Source organism: Hymenobacter tibetensis (genome assembly GCF_022827545.1).
In the GTDB taxonomy this organism is placed as follows: domain Bacteria; phylum Bacteroidota; class Bacteroidia; order Cytophagales; family Hymenobacteraceae; genus Hymenobacter; species Hymenobacter tibetensis.
This window is the reverse complement of record NZ_CP094669.1, coordinates 1,527,991-1,548,660: the sequence shown is the minus strand read 5'-3', so window position 1 is coordinate 1,548,660 and position 20,670 is coordinate 1,527,991. Positions and strand designations below refer to the sequence as shown.

General features: G+C 55.6%; 17 protein-coding genes. 6 read left to right on the top strand and 11 right to left on the bottom strand.

Annotated features, from left to right (window positions below; genetic code table 11):
- Positions 1-113: 113 nt before the first annotated feature.
- The 5 genes from MTX78_RS06285 to MTX78_RS06265 form a co-directional block, all read right to left on the bottom strand.
- Positions 114-1,343, bottom strand: a complete 1,230-nt coding sequence (locus tag MTX78_RS06285) for a pyridoxal phosphate-dependent aminotransferase (RefSeq protein ID WP_243800905.1) — start codon at positions 1,341-1,343, stop codon at positions 114-116.
- A 390-nt stretch (positions 1,344-1,733) separates the two neighbouring features.
- On the bottom strand, positions 1,734-3,812 hold the full coding sequence (locus MTX78_RS06280; RefSeq protein WP_243800904.1) for a glycosyltransferase family 2 protein: 2,079 nt from the start codon (positions 3,810-3,812) through the stop codon (positions 1,734-1,736).
- 128 nt (positions 3,813-3,940) lie between these two features.
- Positions 3,941-5,320: an aspartate kinase gene (locus tag MTX78_RS06275; protein ID WP_243800902.1), complete on the bottom strand. Its 1,380-nt coding sequence runs from the start codon at positions 5,318-5,320 to the stop codon at positions 3,941-3,943.
- A gap of 201 nt (positions 5,321-5,521) precedes the next feature.
- Positions 5,522-6,136, bottom strand: coding sequence for a recombination mediator RecR (recR, locus tag MTX78_RS06270; RefSeq protein WP_243800901.1), 615 nt, complete (start codon positions 6,134-6,136; stop codon positions 5,522-5,524).
- A gap of 100 nt (positions 6,137-6,236) precedes the next feature.
- Positions 6,237-6,518 carry an ATP-dependent Clp protease adaptor ClpS gene (locus MTX78_RS06265; RefSeq protein ID WP_243800895.1) on the bottom strand — a complete coding sequence of 94 codons (282 nt, stop codon included), beginning with the start codon at positions 6,516-6,518 and terminating at the stop codon, positions 6,237-6,239.
- Positions 6,519-6,813: 295 nt separating this feature from the next.
- Between MTX78_RS06265 and MTX78_RS06260 the strand changes: the two genes are divergently transcribed.
- Positions 6,814-8,985 (top strand): S9 family peptidase, encoded by a 2,172-nt coding sequence (locus tag MTX78_RS06260; protein WP_243800893.1) that lies wholly within the window; start codon positions 6,814-6,816, stop codon positions 8,983-8,985.
- A 112-nt stretch (positions 8,986-9,097) separates the two neighbouring features.
- Here the strand turns inward: MTX78_RS06260 and MTX78_RS06255 are convergent, their stop codons facing one another.
- Both MTX78_RS06255 and MTX78_RS06250 read right to left on the bottom strand, forming a co-directional pair.
- On the bottom strand, positions 9,098-11,674 hold the full coding sequence (locus MTX78_RS06255; protein WP_243800892.1) for a DUF4132 domain-containing protein: 2,577 nt from the start codon (positions 11,672-11,674) through the stop codon (positions 9,098-9,100).
- Between the two features lie 38 nt (positions 11,675-11,712).
- Positions 11,713-12,105 carry a hypothetical protein gene (locus MTX78_RS06250; RefSeq protein ID WP_243800890.1) on the bottom strand — a complete coding sequence of 131 codons (393 nt, stop codon included), beginning with the start codon at positions 12,103-12,105 and terminating at the stop codon, positions 11,713-11,715.
- A 141-nt stretch (positions 12,106-12,246) separates the two neighbouring features.
- On the opposite strand from MTX78_RS06250, the gene MTX78_RS06245 reads away from it, so the two are divergent.
- Both MTX78_RS06245 and MTX78_RS06240 read left to right on the top strand, forming a co-directional pair.
- Positions 12,247-12,804, top strand: a complete 558-nt coding sequence (locus MTX78_RS06245) for a hypothetical protein (RefSeq protein WP_243800889.1) — start codon at positions 12,247-12,249, stop codon at positions 12,802-12,804.
- A 27-nt stretch (positions 12,805-12,831) separates the two neighbouring features.
- Positions 12,832-13,608, top strand: coding sequence for a hypothetical protein (locus MTX78_RS06240; RefSeq protein ID WP_243800888.1), 777 nt, complete (start codon positions 12,832-12,834; stop codon positions 13,606-13,608).
- Positions 13,609-13,692: 84 nt separating this feature from the next.
- On the opposite strand, the gene MTX78_RS06235 is transcribed toward MTX78_RS06240, so the two are convergent.
- Together MTX78_RS06235 and MTX78_RS06230 are read right to left on the bottom strand one after the other, a co-directional pair.
- A complete protein-coding gene (locus MTX78_RS06235) occupies positions 13,693-14,373 on the bottom strand; it encodes a YceI family protein (protein ID WP_243800883.1) in 681 nt (226 codons plus the stop codon).
- A 45-nt stretch (positions 14,374-14,418) separates the two neighbouring features.
- A complete protein-coding gene (locus MTX78_RS06230; RefSeq protein ID WP_243800882.1) occupies positions 14,419-14,865 on the bottom strand; it encodes a MarR family winged helix-turn-helix transcriptional regulator in 447 nt (148 codons plus the stop codon).
- Positions 14,866-15,023: 158 nt separating this feature from the next.
- Here MTX78_RS06230 and MTX78_RS06225 point away from each other — a divergent pair, with 158 nt between their 5' ends.
- Positions 15,024-15,602, top strand: coding sequence for a DUF6799 domain-containing protein (locus MTX78_RS06225; RefSeq protein WP_243800880.1), 579 nt, complete (start codon positions 15,024-15,026; stop codon positions 15,600-15,602).
- A gap of 52 nt (positions 15,603-15,654) precedes the next feature.
- On the opposite strand, the gene MTX78_RS06220 is transcribed toward MTX78_RS06225, so the two are convergent.
- Positions 15,655-16,668, bottom strand: coding sequence for an enolase C-terminal domain-like protein (locus MTX78_RS06220; RefSeq protein ID WP_243800879.1), 1,014 nt, complete (start codon positions 16,666-16,668; stop codon positions 15,655-15,657).
- A 359-nt stretch (positions 16,669-17,027) separates the two neighbouring features.
- Here MTX78_RS06220 and MTX78_RS06215 point away from each other — a divergent pair, with 359 nt between their 5' ends.
- Together MTX78_RS06215 and dinB are read left to right on the top strand one after the other, a co-directional pair.
- Positions 17,028-18,449, top strand: a complete 1,422-nt coding sequence (locus MTX78_RS06215; protein WP_243800872.1) for a dicarboxylate/amino acid:cation symporter — start codon at positions 17,028-17,030, stop codon at positions 18,447-18,449.
- A 185-nt stretch (positions 18,450-18,634) separates the two neighbouring features.
- Positions 18,635-19,675, top strand: a complete 1,041-nt coding sequence (gene dinB, locus MTX78_RS06210; protein WP_243802824.1) for a DNA polymerase IV — start codon at positions 18,635-18,637, stop codon at positions 19,673-19,675.
- 87 nt (positions 19,676-19,762) lie between these two features.
- Here the strand turns inward: dinB and MTX78_RS06205 are convergent, their stop codons facing one another.
- Entirely contained in the window at positions 19,763-20,407 is a 645-nt protein-coding gene (locus tag MTX78_RS06205; protein WP_243800870.1) for a sce7726 family protein, read from the bottom strand.
- Positions 20,408-20,670 lie beyond the last annotated feature (263 nt).

Sequence of the window (20,670 nt, the reverse complement as noted above, 5' to 3'; positions counted from 1 at the left end):
CGTAGTCAATCAAAAGCGGTAAATCACTGAAACAAGCGAAGCGAATACTTGGCCCTGAACCGAGAGGTGCAGCTACCAATTATTCGCTTCTTTAAGCTACAGGAAGACTCGCGCTATTCCAGCGTAGAAAGGCTCTTTTTGATGCGGGTAAACGCTTCGCGTAGCTTTTCGTCGGCGGCGGCGGTGCTGAACCGGATGCAGTTTGGCGCACCAAAAGCTCGGCCATCAACCGACGACACGTGGGCATCACGCAGAATAAACAGGGCTAGGTCGTAGGCATTTTCAATCACCTGACCATCGGGCGCGGTCTTACCGAAAAAGCTGCTTACGTCGGGGAAAACGTAGAAAGCACCACTCGGTGTTGGGGTCCGCAGGCCGGGAATGTCCTTGGCCATTTCCAGCACTAAGTCGCGGCGGCGGTGGTAGGCTTCCACCATTTCGTCGGCGGAGGCCCGGCCGCCTTTCAGGGCTGCAATGGCAGCACGCTGGGCAATAGAGCAAGTGCCCGAGGTAATCTGGCTCTGGATTTTTTCGCAGGCGCTGGCAATATCCTTGTGGGCCGCAATGTAGCCCACGCGCCAGCCGGTCATGGCGTAGCCTTTCGAAAAGCCATTCACCGTAATTACGCGGTCCTTGATGTCAGCGAACTGCGCAATGCTGGCGTGGTCGCCTACGAAGTTGATGTACTCGTAAATCTCATCGGCCAGCACGTATATCTGCTGATGGCGCGCTACCACTTCGGCAATGGCTTCCAGGTCTTCGCTGGAAAACACCGAGCCCGTAGGGTTGCAGGGCGAGGAATACATGATAAGCTTGGTGCGGGGCGTAATGGCCGCTTCCAACTCGGCCGCTGTCACCTTGAAGTCGTTTTCGATAGAGCCAACCAGCTCCACTACGGTGCCTTCGGCCAGTTTCACTATTTCGGTGTAGCTCACCCAGTAGGGCGCAAACACAATAACCTCGTCGCCGGGATTCACCAAGCTCAGCACAGCGTTAGCCAACGACTGCTTGGCCCCGGTGCTTACCACAATGTTCTCGTTTTTGTAGTCGAGGTTGTTGTCGCGCTTCAGTTTGTCGCAGATGGCCTGGCGTAGTTCGGGGTAGCCGGGCACGGGCGTATAGAACGTGAAGCCTTCATCCAGCGCTGCTTTGGCGGCATCCTTAATGTACTGCGGCGTTTGAAAATCAGGCTCTCCGAAGCTGAGGTTGATAACATCCACGCCCTGGGCAGCCAGTTCACGGGATTTTTTGGCCATGGCTATCGTCTGGGATTCCTGCATAGTCAGGATCCGGTCGGACAGAACGGAGGTCGACACTGGGGCAAGCGTAACTTCTTGAGACATGGGGGCAAAGACAAATTAGTGAAGCGGGCGAATGTAATCAGTATGGTGTAATTAATTAGCACCAAAAAACGGATTACTACACAGGCCAACGACCCACTCTGACCCTTCGGTATGAACAGCATAGACCTACACAGCTAGTCCTGCTATTCTACTACCTGTACCACAAAAGGCAAGAGCACCACTGGCAATACACCGCCAGACACCCTAAAAACCGCCTGCTTTGCTACAAACTATTTCAGCAAGCACCCAATGGAGTGCATTGCTCTTCGGCCTGGTTCAGCTTGCTTCGCTTGGTGCCAAACAATTATTTCTAACGCCCCCGATATAGCTGCAAAACCTGCCTTACTGCCTGAAACATAACTAATGTGGCTCTTTGTTTGAGAACCTTGCTTATTCTGTTCCTAGCCACCGAAAGCAGCGGAACAGAATGCTTATATCGGTGCTGGGCTCGTAGTCTTTGGCGTAGAGCAACTCCAAACGGCGGCGGGTAGCGTCGGTGAGTGGGGTAGCGCCCTGGGCTACGTCGGCAGGCGACAGGATGGCGCGGGCCAAACGGCCCGGAGCGGCGGCGTGGAGCATGCCTACCCAGGTGCGTGAGCCTCCCAGCACGCGCAAACAGTTGCGCACAAAGCCCACTTTATTGAATTGGAACCCGACTAGCAGCGGAGCAGCCAGCAGCAGCAACACACTCGCCAGAATGTCTAGCACTCGCTTGTTGCGCACCTGTTGCGGCCGAAACAGATTGAGTGTAATATCCAAAGCATAGTAGTCGCCGGGCGCATCTTTCGAGGAGCTACCAATGATGTACTGGCTATCCTGCGGCAGGATTTTGTACGCCACGGGTGGGTGCTGCGGCAAACTCACCATTAGCCCAATAATCTGACTGGCTGATAAATCCCGACCACAGAAGATAAGCTCATCCAGCGCATAGATGCGAATGATTTCCGCAAGCTGCCGTATTTCGCCCAATTGGTCGTCGGGAGGCGAAGCCACTGCCGTAGGCGCTTCGGCCACCGCTGTCATAACGGAGGTTGCCGACCAAGAAGCGCCGCCCCGAAGGGGCGCCGTGGCAGCGGCCACCAGCGCATTTTCGCGGAGCACATCAGGCGTGGCATCGGGGGTGATATATCCGATGATGCGGGCCTGCACGGCGGCGTGCTGCAACAGCCGGCGCACGCGCATGCTCTCCACCGACGAGCCTACAATGGCTACGTTTTTTTGTCGCCTCTCGTGCAGGCGCAGGTCGTGGTAGCGCAAAAAGTGCGCGGCCATCTGGCGTATAACCAACGCTGCTACCGCCCACACGCCACCTAGCACAATAAGGGCTTTTGAAAAGCGCCACGCATCAAAGAAGTTGCTGATGGCAGAAATAAGTACGGTACCCAAGAAGATGCCGCGAGCAATGCGCGAGTTTCTGCTGGGTTCGTCGTAGGCGCCGCTGAAATAGGCCGAAGTCAGCCACACCATAATGTAGGCCGGTACGGCTACCAGCATAAACTGCGGTGGATAGGGCGTATTGACGAATTTGTGGTTGTGCTCCCAGTAGTTCTTCAAAAACCATAGCCCGCCGTAAATCAACCCGCCGTCCAGTAGAACGGGCGCCGCCTTGGTAAAGAACCGCTCGGCCACCGCTATGCCAGCACGCAGCCAGATAGCCGCGTTGATAAGCAGGGAAAACATACCGGCCTGCTTGGGCGCAAAATGCTTCTGAGCAAAAATGACCATAGCGCGGTAGAACACGAACACGTAGTTCACGCTCGTGCGCTTGGTGCTTTCGCCCTTGTAATGAATGATGCGGGTTTCGGGGAAGTAGTAGTTCTTCCAACCGCCCTGCGTAATGCGGTACGAAAGGTCGATGTCCTCGCCGTACATGAAATAGTCTTCATCGAGCAAGCCGACCTGCTCCAGCATGGTGTGGCGCATCATCATGAAGGCGCCGCTGAGCACCTCTACCTCGTGGGTCTGGTCTTTGTCAAGAAACCCGAGGTGGTAGCGGCCGAACTGCCGGGATTTAGGGAACAGCTTAGCCAGCCCAAAAATCTTGTAGAAGGCCACCCAAGGCGTGGGTAGGCCCCGCTTGCTTTCCGGCAGAAACTTGCCTTGCCCGTCCAGCATTTTCACCCCTAGCCCGCCGGCGTTGGGGTGCTCATCCATGAACTCGCAGCAGGCCCGGAAGGTGTCTTCTTCCACTACGGTGTCGGGGTTGAGCAGCAGCAGGTACTCGCCCTGCGCTTCCCGTAGCGCCTGGTTGTTGGCTTTCGAGAAACCAGGGTTGTCCTTGTTTTCAATCAGGATAACCTCCGGGAACCGGGCGCGCACCATGGCCACCGAACCATCCACCGAATTGTTGTCGACCACGAACACCTCCATCGGGTGCTGTAGCTTCTCCGCTGCCCGCCGCACCGAGAGGAGAGCCTGCTCTAGGAAGTAGCAGACGTTGTAGTTGACGATAACGACAGATAGCTTCACGGGCGTATAACGGGCGGCTAGTTCTGGAGAGGTAACGTAAGGTACGCAGAGTTACGCCACGGCCCTATAGCGCTGAGACAGACGCGCTTCTACTTCAGATACGCTATATACCACTAATCACACATATATCAGAAAAACAGGGTTTTATTTAAAGAAATAATGGCCGAGCGGAAGTCCTTGCGCGCAATTAGAAACTGAATGTTAACCTTGCGCAACGCAAACCCGGCGCTCAAAATGTTAATATCGGCCTCGGCCAAGGCGCCGGCGGCCTTCGCCAGCAAGCCCGGCTGGTCGATATTGGACCCGATCAGGCAGACCATGGCGGCCTTCTCAACCGTTATCTTTTCGTACTTCTCCTGCAGGTCCTGCACCAGCTTTTTGTTGAAATCCTTCTCCCAGATGACCACCGAAATACTGTTGGCGCTGGTAGCTTTGAAGGTATAGCTGATGCCCAGGTCAAAGAAGGTTTGCATGATGTGCAGGTCGTACCCGGCGGTGCCTACCATCAAGGGGTCATACACATCAATGATGAGCACCTTCTCGGTGCCGGTAATAACCTCCACCCGCTTGTGCGGCGACACGTAGTCTTCGGTGATGAGCGTGCCGGGGTGCTCGGGCTCGAAGGTGTTCTTGATGCGAAGATTGATTTTGTTTATTTCCAGCGGCTTCGACGCCTTGGGGTGAATGGCCTCCATGCCTACGTCGGCCAGCTGGTCGGCTACGTCGTAGTTGGTGAAGCCAATGGGCTCGCAATTCTCGACTCCAACCATAACCGGGTCGGCCGAGCACAAGTGGTATTCTTTGTGGATGATGGCCTCTTTGGGTTTCACGGCCACGGCTATCTTGCTGAACGTTACTTCCGAGTAGCCCCGGTCGAATTCGCGCATGATGCCTTCGGTACCTTTCACGTAGCCCGTCACGATACAGATGGTCTCGGCGAAGTTGATTCGCTTGAACGCGTGCCGAATCCGCTGGTCGATGGTGTACGACTTATGGTCGTGGAAACCACTCAAATCCACCAACGTGGCATTGATGCCTTGGTTTTGCAGGATATTGACTGAGTTGAACGCCGAGTGCGTCTCGCCGATAGAGGCCAGGATTTCGCGGGCGGCTTGCAGAATATTGTAGCTGCTTACGTAGCCGGAAGCCAAAATATTGGTGAGGCTGTTGAGGTAGGTTTGCGCGTCCTGAATGCGCTGGTCAATAAAGGCATCAGCTACCACCAAGTCCAGGCCCAGCGGCTCATATTGCCGGTTTAGGGCTTTCAGCTTGGTAGCCACTTCAGCCAGCGCTTGATGAAATTTCTTGTGCTCCGTGATGCGGTGGTACACCCCAGGCTCCCCCGTTTTCTTGTTTTCCAGCAGCCAGTTCGTGACCCCAGCGTACGCCGATACCACAAAAATTCGGTTGTAGAGTTCAGCGCCGGTGCGGTTGAACAGGATAATGTTGCGCAGTACGTCGCCGAAAGCACTCATCGACGTACCCCCTATTTTTTCTACGGTAAGCATGAAAACAGCAAAAGTTGGAAGGCAAACATAGACACCAAGCCCCATATATACAGTATGAACTGCAAGACCCCGCGTATTCAGGAACCCCTCGAAACGGCTACCTGCACGCCCTCTTGCTTGAGCCGGCTCGAAATCTGCAGCACACAAAAAAGGGCCACCACTATCCGTGATGGCCCTTGTGCAGTAGCAGATGCGGTGTTCTTACTTCACCTGGCGCTGCCGCTCAACAATGCTACGACCCAGCGTAATTTCGTCGGCGTATTCCAGTTCACCGCCCATCGGAATGCCGCGGGCAATGGAGCTAATGTGCACTTCCGCAAAATCGCGCAGCCTCCTCGACAGATAGAAGGCGGTGGTGTCGCCTTCCATTGTGGGGCTGATAGCTAGAATCACTTCTTTGATTTCCGAGTTTGGCGCGCTGATACGCTCCACCAACGAATCAATTTGCAGGTCGCTGGGGCCCACGCCTTCAATGGGCGAAATAACCCCACCCAGCACATGGTACCCGCCTTTGTACTGCCCGGTGTTCTCGATGGCAATAACGTCGCGGATGTCTGACACCACGCAGATGGTGCTATGGTCGCGGAGCTTGTTGGCACAGATAGTGCACTCCGCGGTATCAGAAATGTTGTGGCAAGTGTCGCAATAGCGGATATCGAAGCGCATCTTGGCCAGTGCCTCGGCCAGCGTAGCGGTGGTATCCGTTTCAGCTTTGAGTAGGTGCAGCGCTAAGCGCAACGCGGTTTTTTTACCGATGCCGGGCAGCTTAGACAGCTCCCCAACGGCGTTTTCAATCAGTTTGGAAGGAAAATCCATTCAGTAGTAACTAGTTGCATGGCTGATCTGCTGCGTGAGTTGTGGAATTAGCGGACCGCCCAAACGATCAGCTACCCAACTTCCTGCACAGCTCAGCCACTTATAAAACGTCGGCCGAAATGCCTCGGTCGTGGATGGCGGTACACATGGCCACTAGCTCATCGTAGATGCCATGCTTCACAGTGCACTGGCCTTTGTAGTGAATGAGCAGCGTACATTGCTCGGCTTGCTCGGGCTCGTGGCCGCACACGTCGATAAGGGTTTTAATGACGTGGTCGAAGGTGTTGATATCGTCGTTATAGACAATAAGGTCGCGTACGTCGGTGGTTTCCTCCAGCAACAGAACGTCCTCGTCGTAATCGATTTGCGGTTTGCTATTCATGGTGCAAAAGTACGTAAAAACGAGCAAAAAAACGGGGATAATGACCTCTGTCGGCCTTGTATAACCACTTGAGAGGCAGAAACGTTTCGGCGTTTCCAGGAAAGTATTGTTGATTGCCAACAAGGCTTTTGGAGTACCCTTGTCTCTTTAAGCAAGAGCCTATATTGGCTTGCCAGGCAGTTCGCGTAGGCTGTGCACGGGCCATTGTCCTCTCTTACTGGAGACATGCGATGAGCGGGTTAGCGGAAGGGAACGTAATTTTCCGCTCCTTATTCCTGGTTCTTTCGCTTATCTCATGCTTAACTCCTCCCCTCTCCGGCTACTATTTGGGTTGCTGGTAGTGGTGGCGCAACTACCCGCGCACGCCCAACAGAAACTGCTGACCATGGAAGATGCCTTCCTCAACCGCAGCCTTCAGCCCGAGAACTTGCGGCAGCTCACTTGGATTCCGGGTTCGAAAGACGAATACAGTTTCCTGCGCACGGTGGGCGGGCAAGATGAACTCGTACGGGGCGCCGTGGGTGGCCCAGCTACGGCCGTATTCACCCTGGGCCAGCTAGGCCAAGCGCTACAAGCGGCGGGGGCGCCCGCCGTGAAGGCCGCTGCTTTTCCGGTGGTTACGTGGAGCGGGCCAAGCAGCCTTATCACCAGCCGAGCCAGCAAAGTGTACCGCATAGATGCCGCTACCAAGCAAGCGACGGCTCTGTTTGGGTATGATGCTGCCGCTGAAAACGTGGACATGGACCCTACCAAAACCCGCGTGGCGTACACCAAATCCCAGAACCTATACGTGTCGTTGGCTGGCCGCGAAGACGAGGCCGTAACGCAGGAGCCTAACCCAGGCATTGTGAATGGGCAGGCGGCGCACCGCTCGGAGTTTGGCATCACCAAAGGCACCTTCTGGAGCCCCACAGGCACCAAGCTGGCCTACTACCGCATGGACCAGTCGATGGTGACCGACTACCCGCTGGTGACAGTGGAGCCCACCCCAGCCAAGGCGGTACCCATTAAATACCCGATGGCCGGCGACAAAAGCCACGAAGCAACTGTGGGCGTGTACGACTTGGCTTCGCGCAAAACGGTATTTCTGCAAACCGGCGAACCTCGAGAGCAATACCTCACCAACATCAGCTGGAGCCCTGATGAGAAATCACTTTACGTGGCGGTACTGAACCGGGACCAAAATCACCTCAAGCTCAATCAGTATGATGCCAGCACCGGGGCTTTCGTGAAAACCTTGTTCGAGGAAAAAGACGACAAGACCTTTGTTGAACCCTTGCACCCTCTCACGTTCGTACCGGGCCAACCCAACCAGTTCCTCTGGCGCAGCCAGCGCGACGGGTACGAACACTTGTACCTGTACTCAACCAGTGGCAAACTGCTGCGCCAACTCACCACGGGCAGCTGGCAAGTCACGGAATTGGTAGGCTTCGCTGATAAGAACCGCGAAGTTGTGTTTCAAAGCACAGCGGCCAGCCCACTGGAGCGGCACACGTACGCCGTAAGCCTAAACGGGGGCAAGCCTCGCCAACTCACCTCAGGCAAAGGCACGCACGCCACCCTACTCAGTCCCAGCAGCAAGCACCTACTTGATACCTACAGCAGTGCTACCACACCTCGTGTTGTGCAGGTGGTGAGCCTAAGTGGCAAAGTGCAGCAACAGCTTCTCAAGGCGCCCAATCCGGTAGCCGGCTACATACTGGGCGAAACCAAGCTCTTTCCTATTAAGGCCGCTGACGGCACTACGGACTTGTATTGCCGCCTCATCACGCCGCCCAACTTCGACCCGGCCAAGAAGTACCCGACGGTGGTGTACCTCTACGGTGGCCCCCACGTGCAACTCGTAACAGACTCGTGGCTAGGCGGCTCTAACCTCTGGATGCAATTGATGGCGCAGAAAGGCTACGTGGTATTTACGCTGGACTCACGCGGTAGCGGTAACCGGGGTTCGGCATTTGAGCGGGCCACATTCCGGCAGCTCGGCACCGTAGAAATGGCCGACCAGCTCAAGGGCGTCGAGTACCTCAAAAGCCTGCCCTACGTAGACCAAACCCGCATGGGTATCCACGGCTGGAGCTTCGGCGGCTTTATGACTACTACCCTGATGACGCGCAGCCCCGGCACGTTCAAAGTGGGCGTGGGCGGTGGCCCGGTTATCGACTGGCGCATGTACGAAATCATGTACACCGAGCGGTACATGGATACGCCCCAGCAAAATCCCGATGGCTACGAGAAAGCCAACCTGCTCAACTACGTGGATAAGCTGCAAGGCAAGCTCCTGCTCATCCACGGCACCGTTGACGACGTGGTAGTATGGCAGCACAGCCTCGATTACCTGAAAACCGCCGTTGATAAAGGCATCCAGCTCGACTACTTCGTGTATCCCGGCCACCCACACAATGTCGGCGGCAAAGACCGAGTGCACCTCTACAATAAAATCACCCAGTACTTCGACGAAAAGCTGTAAGCTGTTTAGACAGTTAAATAGCCACACTCCTAAGCCGTATGGTATGGCTAAAACCTAGTTCCCCTCCTCATCTGAGGAAGAGAACTAGGTTTTAGCTCTTAACACAAACCTCCTACCGTTGCTTGATTTGGCGCACGATGGTGTCGTCGGTGATGGTGTCGTCGTCCATCAGCAGCAGGGCTTTGCTGAGGATAATAGACAAAACGGCGTCGCCTTCGAAAGGCAGGAAGACGCCAGCAGTGCTGGCGGTTTTCACGGACCGGTCGGGCACGATGCACAGGTATTGGTCGTTGGGCGTCATAAGGATATTGCCCGAGCCGAGGTGGATTTTGTAGGTCCGCAGCTTGCCTTTTACTTCCAGGAAATTGCCTTTGATTTCACTCACCTTCCCAATTTTCAGGCGCGGCACCAGTCGTTCCAGGGCCAGCTTGCGGGTTTTGGCTACTTCACCCAGTTCCCCGAAGCTGTAGTTTTCCCAGTAGTTGCGGTACTGCACCAAGCCCCCATTGTCGCGCCACAGCGGGTCGTTGCCGACGGAGGCCACACCCACGAACAGGTCCACGTCGCGCATCACTTCCGAAAATACCAGCGGGGGCACCTCGGGCAGCGGGAGGGGTTCGTCGGCGTTTGCGCGCGTGAAACGAACCTGGTCGGTACTGATATAGAAGTAGATGCCTGTATCGTTCCAGGCACCATCGGCATTCACCTCACTCACCCAGAACTCGGCGCGCAAATCGTGCCCAGGCACTAGCAGCTTGGCACTATCCGATTCGTAGCCTTTATCGTAGGCACCCATCAGGCTATAGCGCCAGCCACGCAGCTTCACCAACGAGTTGAATTGGTGCTGCTTAAGAACGTGCGCCGCCATGCGGTTGGAATACGTACGGGTGCGCTCTTCGGGTGGTGTAAGCAAGTACACTTCGCGGTAGGCTTGCTTAAGGGGCTGACGCAGTTGCCGGGCATCTAGGAGGCTGCGCCACGCCAGCACTTGCGCGCTATCGGCCAGCACGGGATGCCACAACTGCACGGTATCGGTTTCGGAAGGCAGTTCCACAGGCTGTCCCTGGTTGTCGCACCAGGCGCCATCAAGCCATAAAGCATCCGTGAAAGAGCCGCCAACCTGATGAAAGCGCCAGATGAGCGGACGCACGAGTTCAGCCATCAAGCCATGCCCGAAGTAGTATTGCTGAAACCAAGCAAACGGAATGCGCCGCTCCTCTACGAAGCCACGATCAAGCCGCTCACGTTGCGCCAGGAACGTTTGTTGGGCTAAAGCTTGGGTGGTTTTCAAGTCCTTTAACTCTTCGGCGTGCGTACTTTTGAGGGCTGACGGAGCCGATTTCAACGGCTTACCGGCTTTTTCCCACTGAACTTCGGCCTTGCCTTCCAGCAGCGTAAGCGTAGCGGTGTACTCCCCAAATTCCTCGTGCACGCGGCCATTTTGCAGGCCAGCGTCGGGCATGGCCATATCTTCAATTTCTGCGGCACTTACGCCTAGTTTTTGCGAGGCCTTTTCAATGTGGTTAGCAATCAGCTCCTGGGTGTTGGTTTGCTTGATTTTCGACCGAACCTGCGCTAGAGCGGCTACTCCAGGCAAGCCACCCTGCGAAAGAACGAACAGGCAAGCATTACCTAAGCCCACCGCTAGCGGCCCTTTGCCCGGAATTTTGCGGTAGCATTTACCGGCCAAGCTAGCCACCTGTTGCCGAAGCGGTTCGTCCAGCAACGGCAGCAGGCTCCAAACCATTCCTTTAGCTACCACGGCGTTGGCATCGAGCAAATACGTGTAGGACGTGTAAGTATAGGTGTGGCCGTTGTTGTAGTCAACGGTGTTAGAATGCTCTACCACCGGCATGGTTAGTAGCAGTTGCAGCCATTTGCTGCTTTGCTTGTATACGTTTTCGTTGCCCACTGCTACCACGGCAGCGTCTAGTTCCTTGCGCAACTTGGCCGTGGGCTGTCCGCCGCTGGCTTTCTGCCACAGTTGAAAAAGCTTCAGCCACGGCAGGGTGGTGGCGTCCGCATCGGGTAGGCCCGCTGCAAACTCGTTGAGGGCCTGACCAAAAGGGTCGCCAGTCGGGAAGGTGACAACCGGCCGGCTATTTCCATCAGCCAAGCCTAAAATAACCTGAAGGCGATGGTGCAGCTTGCCAATATCTCTGACTCGGTAGCCCGTTGACTCGCGCTCAGTAGCGGCCAGAAACTGGGCTAAATAAGCAGCTAGGGACGTACCTAGGCCCCTTTTCTTCGTGGTCTTTTCAAGCTGACCTAGAGTGAGGCCCACCGGAAAAACCAACGCATCGCTGACAATAGAAGGATTAGGGGCCGCCGAGCCGCCAGAGGGCGCATCAAATACCAACCCGTATGCCTGCAAAAGCTGAATATAATCGGCCTCACTAAGCTCCACAGTCATTCGGCTGAGCCCTTCGAGCAGCTGCAAGCAGGTCGTGCGAATACGGCCCTCATTGGCGCGCAAAGCTACCACGGCCGCCAGCGCCAAGCGGCCCCGGTAGGCCGCATCTGCCGCCCGAGCGGCTTGGTACACCGGTAGCTGGGTAACGTTGCTGTGCCAGTTGGCATTAGCGCCAGCTTCCCGAATAAGCTGTTGCAGTACTGGGTGCATTTCCACGCTGACCGGACTGGCATTGGCGGGTAGCGCAGCTAATTGAAACTTGGAGGCTTTAGCCATAAAAGAATACACAAATGCTTGTAAAATAGCAATGTACCTCATCCACCTACCAGTGGCGTGAGCTTGATGAAACTAGCCGTAGCACCTGCCCCTAGCCATACTTCTTCGTCCAGGCTTTCCACTTGCCGGTCATTCACTAATATGAAATAGCCGTTTTGCTGGAATCCTTCGAGCGCCTTATACACCTGCTCTTCGGCGTCAATCAGCTTGGCTTTGCGCAGCCGAAACCCGTTGAGTATCCGCTCCGAGTCGGTAGGCTGCACCAGTCCTTGGTACACATCCAACTGCTGCACGTTGTAATTGGCTACTTCCTGCTGCACGCGCTGGGCAATCAAGTCGCGCACAGTGAGGGTTTCCTGAGTGATTTCCAGCTCTAGCCGGTTGAGGATGCTGCCGGTAGCCGTTTCATCCTGAATGGTGAGGTAAGCCATATAGAAAAGTGAGTTGCTAACTGAATTCAATATACTAATTTTTTTAGCAACAGTTACTAACTGCACCAGCAATATCGCCAAAAGTTGCGTGGCTGCGTTTCTAGTCTACTTTTAGTGCGCACTTGCTGTTTTTGCCTGCCCATGCCCGTTCCGTCTGCCGATTTCAAGAAAGCGCTCCAGCGCCTCTCCGATAAAGAAAAGGAAACCCTACTACTCCGCGCCGCCCGCCGCGACGCCGAGCTCTACGACACGCTACGCTTCGAACTGTTGTCTGACGTAACCATCGAGGCGGTATTCGAGGAAACTTCGGACCGAATTCACGAGCTGTTTGCGGTGGGCGCCACTGGCCGATTACTCAACCGTAGCCTTACTAAAGCCCTTCAGAAAGCTACCAAGGAAGTGGCCCGCGCCAAACGCGTCACCAAAGACAAGCGCCTGGAAATCGACCTGAACTTGTACATCCTGCGCCTCATCTTCGATAACTACACTGGTCAGTTCGACAGCGTGTACGGCGGTTTCTACACGGCTACGGCCCGGCTGGCAGCCCGCACCACCCAGCTCGTTACCACCAATCTGCACGAAGATCTGTGGCTGGAATACAAGGAAGACCTCGACGACTTTCTAAGCCAGTTGCACGCACGCAATAAAAGCCACAGCCTAAAGTTCGTGTTGCCGCGCGAGCTAGTACTACCTGATTAGTGGTTACTTGCGGGAAACTGATGTGCTATGCTCCTTCCTCGCCTGCTTGTTGCGCTAACTTTACTCGGCAGCCTTGTGGCTTGCTCCGAAAGCCCCACGCGGCGCTCAGCGGCCGTGTCCGCTACAGCACCGCCTGATACAGCCGCCGTACGGAAAGCGGCACGGGAGTTTCGGGTAGAGTATAATCAGCCACAGAACCTCGACAGCACCGACTTCTATTACCAACCTGTGTCGGTGGTGCCTTTGGAAGAAGAGCGTAGCACTGGCAGCAAGCTGCTATCCAGCAGTTCCTACGACAGTGAGTACGACACCCGCCCCAATGACATTGAAGGCACTTGCTACAACCTACTTTTCTTCCAGAAATCGACCTTGCAGGAACATGCTTTGTTCCCGCACGGGCGCTTCGTAGTTACAGAAATTGACACCGATAGTAAGCCTGACGCTCGCTGGCCTTACTTGTTCTACACCGTTATCAAAGCGGATACCAATGCCGATGGCCGGCAGGACGAAAAAGACGCCAGCGCCTTGTATGTTTCCGACCGGAGCGGCCGGCAGCTCCGGCAGCTCACGCCCGACGGCACCCATTTGGAAAGCCGCACATTGTTACCCAAGACCAGTTTGCTGCTGGTAGAGGTCCGCCCTGATGTCAACCACGACCGGGAGTTCACGCACGCCGATGGCACCTATTGGCTACGCTTCGACCTAAGCAGCCTTGATGCCGCGCCCGTACAGCAGCCGATTGCCACCGCAGCTAGCGCGCTACAACAGCAGATGCTGCGCCGTCAAAGCCGCCAAACAGAGTAATGGAAGCAGGCCACCCACAACGCAAAAGTCCCCGCTGGTAATTACCAGCGGGGACTTTATGCTACTTCTTACTGGAGGCTGCTACTACTTAGCTGCTTTAGCTGAAGCGTTGCCAGCTGGCTCAGCCTTGGCAATAACGTTGAAGCTCATGGCAAATTCATCCATGATGGCTTTGTCGCCGATGCTTTCGAAGAACGACTTCGAGCCGTACTTGATGTCGAATTTCGTGCGGTCAATGTTAGCAGTGCCGCTAGCAGAAGCCAGGCCACCTTTCACGCCTACTTTGGCGGGAAAAGTCACTGGGTTGGTGATGCCTTTGATGGTCAGGTCGCCGGTGATAGTGGCGTTGTTACCAGCAGCATCTGCTTTGATAGGCGTAACCTTGGTGATTTTGAAGGTCGAGGTTGGGTTCTTATCGATGCTGAAGAAGTCGTCGGAACGCAGGTGGCCCATCAGTTTGCCATTGGTTTCAGCATCCTTGATGTCTTCCACCTTCAGCGTGTTCATGTCCACGGTGAACATGCCGCCTACTATTTGGTTGCCACGCACCAACACGCTGCCTTCTTTGAACTCCACGCTGCCGTTATGCTGCCCAGTTACCTTCTTGCCTACCCAGCCCAATTTGCTGAGCTGCTGCTGCAGCTTGTAGGTTTTGTCGGCGGCTTTGCTGCTAGCAGTGGTTGTGCGAGCGGCAGGGGTATCAGCCAGAACAGGGGCCGCAAGCAGCGTAACAGCTAACAGTGCTGGCAGAATGATCTTTTTCATGATAAAGTCAAGTGTTAAGTAAAAGTAAAAGCAAACTGAAAGCCGTCAGTCGCGGATTTTGTCGAGCAACTCGTTGAGTTGCATAGCTTCGGTTTCGGTGAGGTTGCGCAGGTGAGGAGCCTGCACGAGCACTTTGTCTATTTCAAGAAGCAGGCTCAACCCTGCTTCGGTAATGCGAATGTCCACGGCCCGCCGGTTGCTGGGGCATACGGTGCGGGTCACGAGTTTCTTGGTCTCCAGCTTGTCTACTATGCGAGAGGCATTGCTGGTCTTATCCAGCATCCGGTCGATGAGCAGATTCACGGTAGCCGGCTTGGGGTGCTGGCCACGCAGAATGCGGAGTACATTGAATTGCGGCCCTGTGATGCCGTAATCTTTAAACAAAGCAGCGTTTCGTTGCCCAATCCAGCCAGCGGTGTACACTAGGTTAATCATCCCCTTTTGGAAGATATCACTAAATACTGGCTGTTTAATTTCGTCTTCGATTTTCATGATAAGGATGAGCTACCTTGGAAAGGCGTTGCAAATATATGTACCTACATTTAATGTTGCAACATCAATCAATATTTATTTTTCTATTTATTTGACGACAATCGTTTTGGCTGTGCCAACGTAGAGGAGCTTCCCACCTTCTGCTACCTTAAGAAAGTATGAAAAAGCTACCATACCTGTTCTTTCTGCTCACACTAGTTGCAGGCACCTCACACTTCGCAAGTGCTCAAGCCAAAATCGCACCATCTGTCGGAGCTGTCACGGCCAACTCCACTGATCGTTTTATAATGCAGGATGGCGCTGTTGTGCTAGTTCAGGGCCAGCGCTCTACACCGCTCACCAAAAACGTGATGCTTTCCAACGGCACCAAAATTAACTACAAGAGTGGCATCGTTGAATTCACGACCGGCAAAAAAACCACGCTACACGAAGGCGACTACGTGAAAATGAACGGTGACCTGGTGTTTGCTACACCCGCCAGCGCCGCCGCTGCTCGGGGCAACACCTCGGTACCTTCCAACGCGCAATTCAATACGTACGTAGACCGCGGTACCTCCCCTACCAGCACCAAGGTTTCGGCAACTCCTGTAGCAGAAGAGCTAACGGGGCTTTTGACTCGCAAAATCCAGCTTCTGAACGAGAAAATCAGCTTGATGACGCCTAACCCCGCCAATCAAGCCGCGCTTGACAACGTAAATCAGCAGATAAAAAGCCTGGACGCGCAAATAGGGCGCTAACCGCGTGCCTTGCGGCGGTAACGCTGTGCCAGACGCACGCACTAGCCCAGCGTTACTCGTGCCAATAAAGTTGGCCGGTTTCTTCATGCACGAGGTTGAATGGCTCGTCGCGCAGGATGAGAAAGCCATCCAGGTCGCAGACTTGCGCCAAGCCACTGACTTGCAAAGCCCCCCAAATGCCAAGAGACGTTTCCACCATGCAGCCAACCATGGTTTGCAACCCGTGGGCCTGGGTTTCCCGCAAGATGCGCAGGCCGTTGCGGTAGCCACCGGCCTTCATCAGCTTCATGTTGACGCCATGAAACTGCTGGGCTATGCTTTCGAAGTCGGTGGTATCGGTGACGGATTCATCGGCAAAAACCGGCCAGGGCGAGCGGGCGCGCAGATACTGGTAGTCAGCGACGTGAGTGGCGGGCATGGGCTGTTCTAGTAGGCGCACGTGTAAGCCGGGCAGGGTTGTTACGCGCTCTACGAACTGCAGCAGAGTATCGACATCGTGCCAGGTCTCGTTGCCATCAATGATGAGCGGCCGACCCGGCAATTCTTGCACAAGGGCCTGCAATAGCTCGAACCCGCTTTCCTGGTTTACTTTCACTTTAAGGGTTTGAAAGCGGGCCATGCCTTGCTCCCGCACGAAAGCCGCTACGGCTTCTGGCTCCATGATGGGCAGGGTGAAAGCCGTTGGAACAGCCACTGCTGGTTGGGGAGCCCCCAGCCACTGCCAAACGGCTTGTCCCGCCTGTGCCGCCGCCCACTGCACAAATGCCGCCTCGATGGCGAAACGCAAGGCATGCGCCGGTGTGTGGGTCGCCAGAAACTCGTGCAACTCTGCTTCGGTCCGAACGGCACCCAAGCCGGCCTGCTGCAAGGCGCTGAATTCTTGCTGTATGCCTTCGGGCGTTTCGCCGTAGCGCACGTTAGGAGCCGCCTCCCCCCTTCCTATGGGGCCGCCAGCCGGATCGTGCACTTGTAGAATCAGGTTGGTTTTAAAGGTGGAAGCGTTGCGCGAGATTTTCCAAGTGAAGCGCAACGGCAACGTGTGGGGCGTAAGGGACCAGACAAGCATAGGGCGGCAGAAAAGATAAAAGTAGGCGGTCAGCCTGTATCGGCCACCTAGCGCCGAGCAATGCCTCCGCTGTTTATACCAGTGCTTAAGCTAGTGGAAGTTTTCACTGGGACCGTTGCGGCTCGTACCAAGAGCTGCTGGTGCTACAGCATGGTCTGTTTCAGTTGGCTTTTTACGACAGCTACAAGGACGCAAAAACATCTTTCGGGGAGGCACGAAGCGGGCCTAATTGCAGTTCTTTTCTATGTCTGAGCAGGCGCTACACCCGTAGGCTACCAGGCTGAAAAGGCCGGCAACGAATAGCGAAACCCAAAAACCTATCTTTGCTACCTCCAACTCCTTTCTCTTTGCTGCCGCGTATGAAGTTTTCGCGACTTGTCCCCGTCGTTTTGGTGCTGGCCGTAGTGGCCGTTTTGCTCACCTTGCTTACCTCCTACCAGGTGCTAACCCTCGACCCTTTGGTGGCGCGAGCGGCGCGCTGGCTGTTTCTAGTGGCTCTTGCCGCATACGGTGTACAGCGCCGTTCCCTCACTTTCTGGATTGTGGTGAGCATGTTTGTCGGGGCCGAAATCGGGAACGACTTCCCAACGTTTGCCGTGAGCCTGAAAGTGCTCAGCGACGTCTTTCTGCGCCTAGTTAAGACGATTATTGCGCCGCTGGTCTTTGCTACCTTGGTAGTGGGCATTGCCGGCCACGCCGACTTAAAGCAAGTAGGCAAAATGGGGCTCAAAGCCCTGGTTTACTTCGAGGTTATCACCACGTTTGCGCTGTTCATTGGCCTGGCGGCCATCAACTTAACCAAAGCGGGGGTCGGCATCAGTCAAGCCGGCGTAGAGGTGGAAGCCGAAACTCTGCAACCCGTCAAGCAAACCACAGCGGATATCATTCTGCACATCTTCCCTGAAAACATTGCCAAATCGGTTGCGGAGGGGCAGGTGTTGCAGGTAGTGGTATTCGCCATCATTTTCGCTATCGGGCTGGCCATGGTGCACCAAAACAAGCGTCGCCCCATGCTCGATATAATCGACAGCTTGTCGGAGGTGATGTTCAAATTCACCAACGTGGTGATGTTCTTCGCCCCGATTGGGGTGGGAGGCGCCCTCGCCTACACGGTAGGTAAGATGGGGTTTGAGCCACTCCGCAACGCCTTCTATTTGCTTATTACACTGTACGCGGCCCTGATAGCTTTCCTAGTGCTTGTGCTACTGCCTGTGGCGCTGCTAGCGCGTATTCCTGTTAAGCGCTTTGTGCAGGCTATTGCCGAACCAGTGAGCATTGCTTTTGCTACCACGTCGTCGGAGGCTGCTTTGCCCCGGGCCATGGAGGCTATGGAGGGCATAGGGGTGCCGCGCCGCATTGTGGCCTTCGTAATGCCTACCGGCTACTCGTTCAACCTTGATGGCACTACCCTGTACCTGTCGTTGGCGGCCGTGTTTGTGGCGCAGGCAGCAGGTATTGAGCTGTCGTTTGGGCAACAGCTGGTAATGGTATTCACGCTTATGCTTACCTCGAAAGGCGTGGCGGGCGTGCCGCGCGCTTCGCTCGTTATTCTGCTGGCTACGGTGGCTTCGTTCAACCTGCCAGCCTGGCCAGTGTTCATCATCTTGGGCATTGACGCCCTGATGGACATGGCCCGTACTGCTGTGAACGTAATCGGCAACTGCTTGGCTACGGCCGTAGTAGCCCGCTGGGAAGGCGAGTTCGTAGACAACTATGTAGCACCCGACCCAGTGGAAGGTTTGGCGGAAGTAGACAGTAGCTTGGTACAACAGTCGCACTAGCTACTTCAGCTTTCTGGTTTTCTGCCCCACCGGCATGGCTCCCACTTCAGGAGGCCACGCCGGTGGGGCTTTTCGTTGAGAGAGGCGCGCCCGGAAGCACTAGGTTGGCAGTGGCACTTTATCTTCGTGTTTTCAGGGCCAACGAAGTGGAGCAGGAGTTACAGCGCAAGATCATTCATCTGGACATGGATGCGTTCTATGCCTCAGTGGAGCAGCGCGACCAACCGGCGTTGCGGGGCCGCCCGGTAGCAGTAGGCGGTTCGCGGCAACGGGGCGTGGTGGCGGCGGCTAGCTACGAGGCCCGGCAGTTTGGGGTGCGTTCCGCCATGGCCTCGTCGGTGGCCCTGCGCAAGTGCCCCGACTTGATTTTTGTGAAGCCGCGCTTCGAGGTATACAAAGAAGTGTCGCGGCAGATCCGGGCCATTTTTGCCGACTACACGCCCCTGATTGAGCCGCTCTCACTGGACGAAGCCTACCTGGACGTTACGCACAACCTCAAGCAAATTCAGTCGGCCACGCAGCTAGCGCAGGAAATCAGGGCCCGCATTCTGGCCGAAACGCAGCTGACAGCTTCCGCCGGCATTTCCTACAATAAATTTCTGGCCAAGCTTGCCTCTGACTACCGCAAACCTAACGGTCAGTTTGTAATCAAACCGCATGAAGGACTGGCTTTTGTAGAAACGCTGGCGGTGGGGCAGTTTCACGGCATCGGGCCCGCCACGGTGGCCCGGCTACATCAGCTGGGCATCTTTACGGGGCTGGATTTACGCCAACAGTCGGAGGCGTTTCTGCGGCAGCATTTCGGCAAGGCCGGCTCGCACTATTATCACATTGCCCGCGCCCAAGACCACCGCCCTGTGGTGGCCGACCGGATACGCAAGTCCATCGGCTCGGAAACCACCTTTGAGCACGACCTAGTCACCCACGACGAACTCTTGGCTGGGCTGGAGCCCGTGTTGGCCGCCGTGTGGGCCACCACCCAGCGCACGAACACGGCGGGCCGCACCGTCACGCTGAAAGTGAAGTATGCTGATTTCCGGCAGATTACGCGTAGCCGCACCTTTCTGGCTCCTATCCGGACGCCGGAGCTACTGGCGCAAGTCAGCCACGAATTGCTGGCGGCCCTACTGCCTTTGCCGCTAGGAGTGCGCTTGTTGGGCGTAACGCTTTCCACCCTGGAATCTGATACGGAAGTGCCCGGCCAGCAACTGGTGCTACGGCTGTAGCGCTGTTATTTGAATCAGGCACTGAAGTCGGCATTCCAACGCGCTTCCCTCACCTGTTTCGCAGCGGCAGGCGGCTTTGGGTGGAGGCTACGTGGGCCGTTTCGTTGCTTTCGGTTGCGAACGAGGCTTCTTGCGCTTTGTTTTTGGTTTGCGCCGCAACCGACCCAAGCGCTGACGCTCGGCTTTTCGCTCGGCCCGCGCCTCCAGCCGTTGGGGTAGCCGAGCCGTGAGTTGCGCCCGCACGTACTGCGCCAGCGCAGAAAGCGGAATAGAATGGGCCGTGCGCAATACATTAAGCACTTCCCGGCGGCGCAGTAAGCTCACACCCGTCATGCCGCGGGCCATCAGAAACTGGCGCACTTCTTCCAGCAGCAGCAGATCTGCCACAGCGGCTCGCTCCACACTGGCATTATAGAGAGCCGGCCGGTGCAGGTGCAGCCCGGCCGGGGAAGCCACCAAAATGCCCACCCACTCGGGCAGCAAAGGCAACACCTTCAGCAAGTGCTTCTCGGTCACGACAAAGGTCACCAAATCGTAAGCGCAAGCATAGCAAGCCAGTTGGCGGCTCACTCGTTGCAGCGTGTCGCCATCACCTTTCACTTCGTAGCCGTGCATAAAGTGTTCGGTGATGTGCACTACATCGACCCGAGTGCTACCAGTAGGCAGTTCATCGACGTAGACACCGCCTTGCAATAGCGGATACAGTAGCGCACGAATCTCCGGGTCGTTCATCAGGAGCGCAAGATACAGCCGCCCCCCGTTAAGCTAAAAAATATACTGCCGCAGGTAATGGCACGTTAAGTCGGCATTCGGCAGAAAGGGATTGGCAGTGGAGACGCAGGCTTGGCCTATAGTCTGTACGGAGAGTAGCGCGGAAGCCACACAACAGCTACTGTCCTATGTATTGTCACTCATACGCTTTTCGCTGGCACATTTTTTCCTTCACTTTTAAACTTTGCTTGATGGGTTGCATCCATAGCATTGAAAGCTGCAAC

Excerpts from the sequence above, each read along its gene's own strand:
- MTX78_RS06230 (WP_243800882.1), bottom strand. The coding sequence starts at position 14,865 with ATGAAAATCGAAGACGAAATTAAACAGCCAGTATTTAGTGATATCTTC.
- MTX78_RS06250 (WP_243800890.1), bottom strand. The coding sequence starts at position 12,105 with ATGGCTTACCTCACCATTCAGGATGAAACGGCTACCGGCAGCATCCTC.
- MTX78_RS06235 (WP_243800883.1), bottom strand. The coding sequence starts at position 14,373 with ATGAAAAAGATCATTCTGCCAGCACTGTTAGCTGTTACGCTGCTTGCG.
- MTX78_RS06215 (WP_243800872.1), top strand. The coding sequence starts at position 17,028 with ATGAAGTTTTCGCGACTTGTCCCCGTCGTTTTGGTGCTGGCCGTAGTG.
- MTX78_RS06225 (WP_243800880.1), top strand. The coding sequence starts at position 15,024 with ATGAAAAAGCTACCATACCTGTTCTTTCTGCTCACACTAGTTGCAGGC.
- MTX78_RS06205 (WP_243800870.1), bottom strand. The coding sequence starts at position 20,407 with ATGAACGACCCGGAGATTCGTGCGCTACTGTATCCGCTATTGCAAGGC.
- MTX78_RS06240 (WP_243800888.1), top strand. The coding sequence starts at position 12,832 with ATGCTCCTTCCTCGCCTGCTTGTTGCGCTAACTTTACTCGGCAGCCTT.
- MTX78_RS06260 (WP_243800893.1), top strand. The coding sequence starts at position 6,814 with ATGCTTAACTCCTCCCCTCTCCGGCTACTATTTGGGTTGCTGGTAGTG.
- MTX78_RS06255 (WP_243800892.1), bottom strand. The coding sequence starts at position 11,674 with ATGGCTAAAGCCTCCAAGTTTCAATTAGCTGCGCTACCCGCCAATGCC.
- MTX78_RS06245 (WP_243800889.1), top strand. The coding sequence starts at position 12,247 with ATGCCCGTTCCGTCTGCCGATTTCAAGAAAGCGCTCCAGCGCCTCTCC.
- MTX78_RS06275 (WP_243800902.1), bottom strand. The coding sequence starts at position 5,320 with ATGCTTACCGTAGAAAAAATAGGGGGTACGTCGATGAGTGCTTTCGGC.
- dinB (WP_243802824.1), top strand. The coding sequence starts at position 18,635 with ATGGATGCGTTCTATGCCTCAGTGGAGCAGCGCGACCAACCGGCGTTG.
- recR (WP_243800901.1), bottom strand. The coding sequence starts at position 6,136 with ATGGATTTTCCTTCCAAACTGATTGAAAACGCCGTTGGGGAGCTGTCT.
- MTX78_RS06220 (WP_243800879.1), bottom strand. The coding sequence starts at position 16,668 with ATGCTTGTCTGGTCCCTTACGCCCCACACGTTGCCGTTGCGCTTCACT.
- MTX78_RS06265 (WP_243800895.1), bottom strand. The coding sequence starts at position 6,518 with ATGAATAGCAAACCGCAAATCGATTACGACGAGGACGTTCTGTTGCTG.
- MTX78_RS06285 (WP_243800905.1), bottom strand. The coding sequence starts at position 1,343 with ATGTCTCAAGAAGTTACGCTTGCCCCAGTGTCGACCTCCGTTCTGTCC.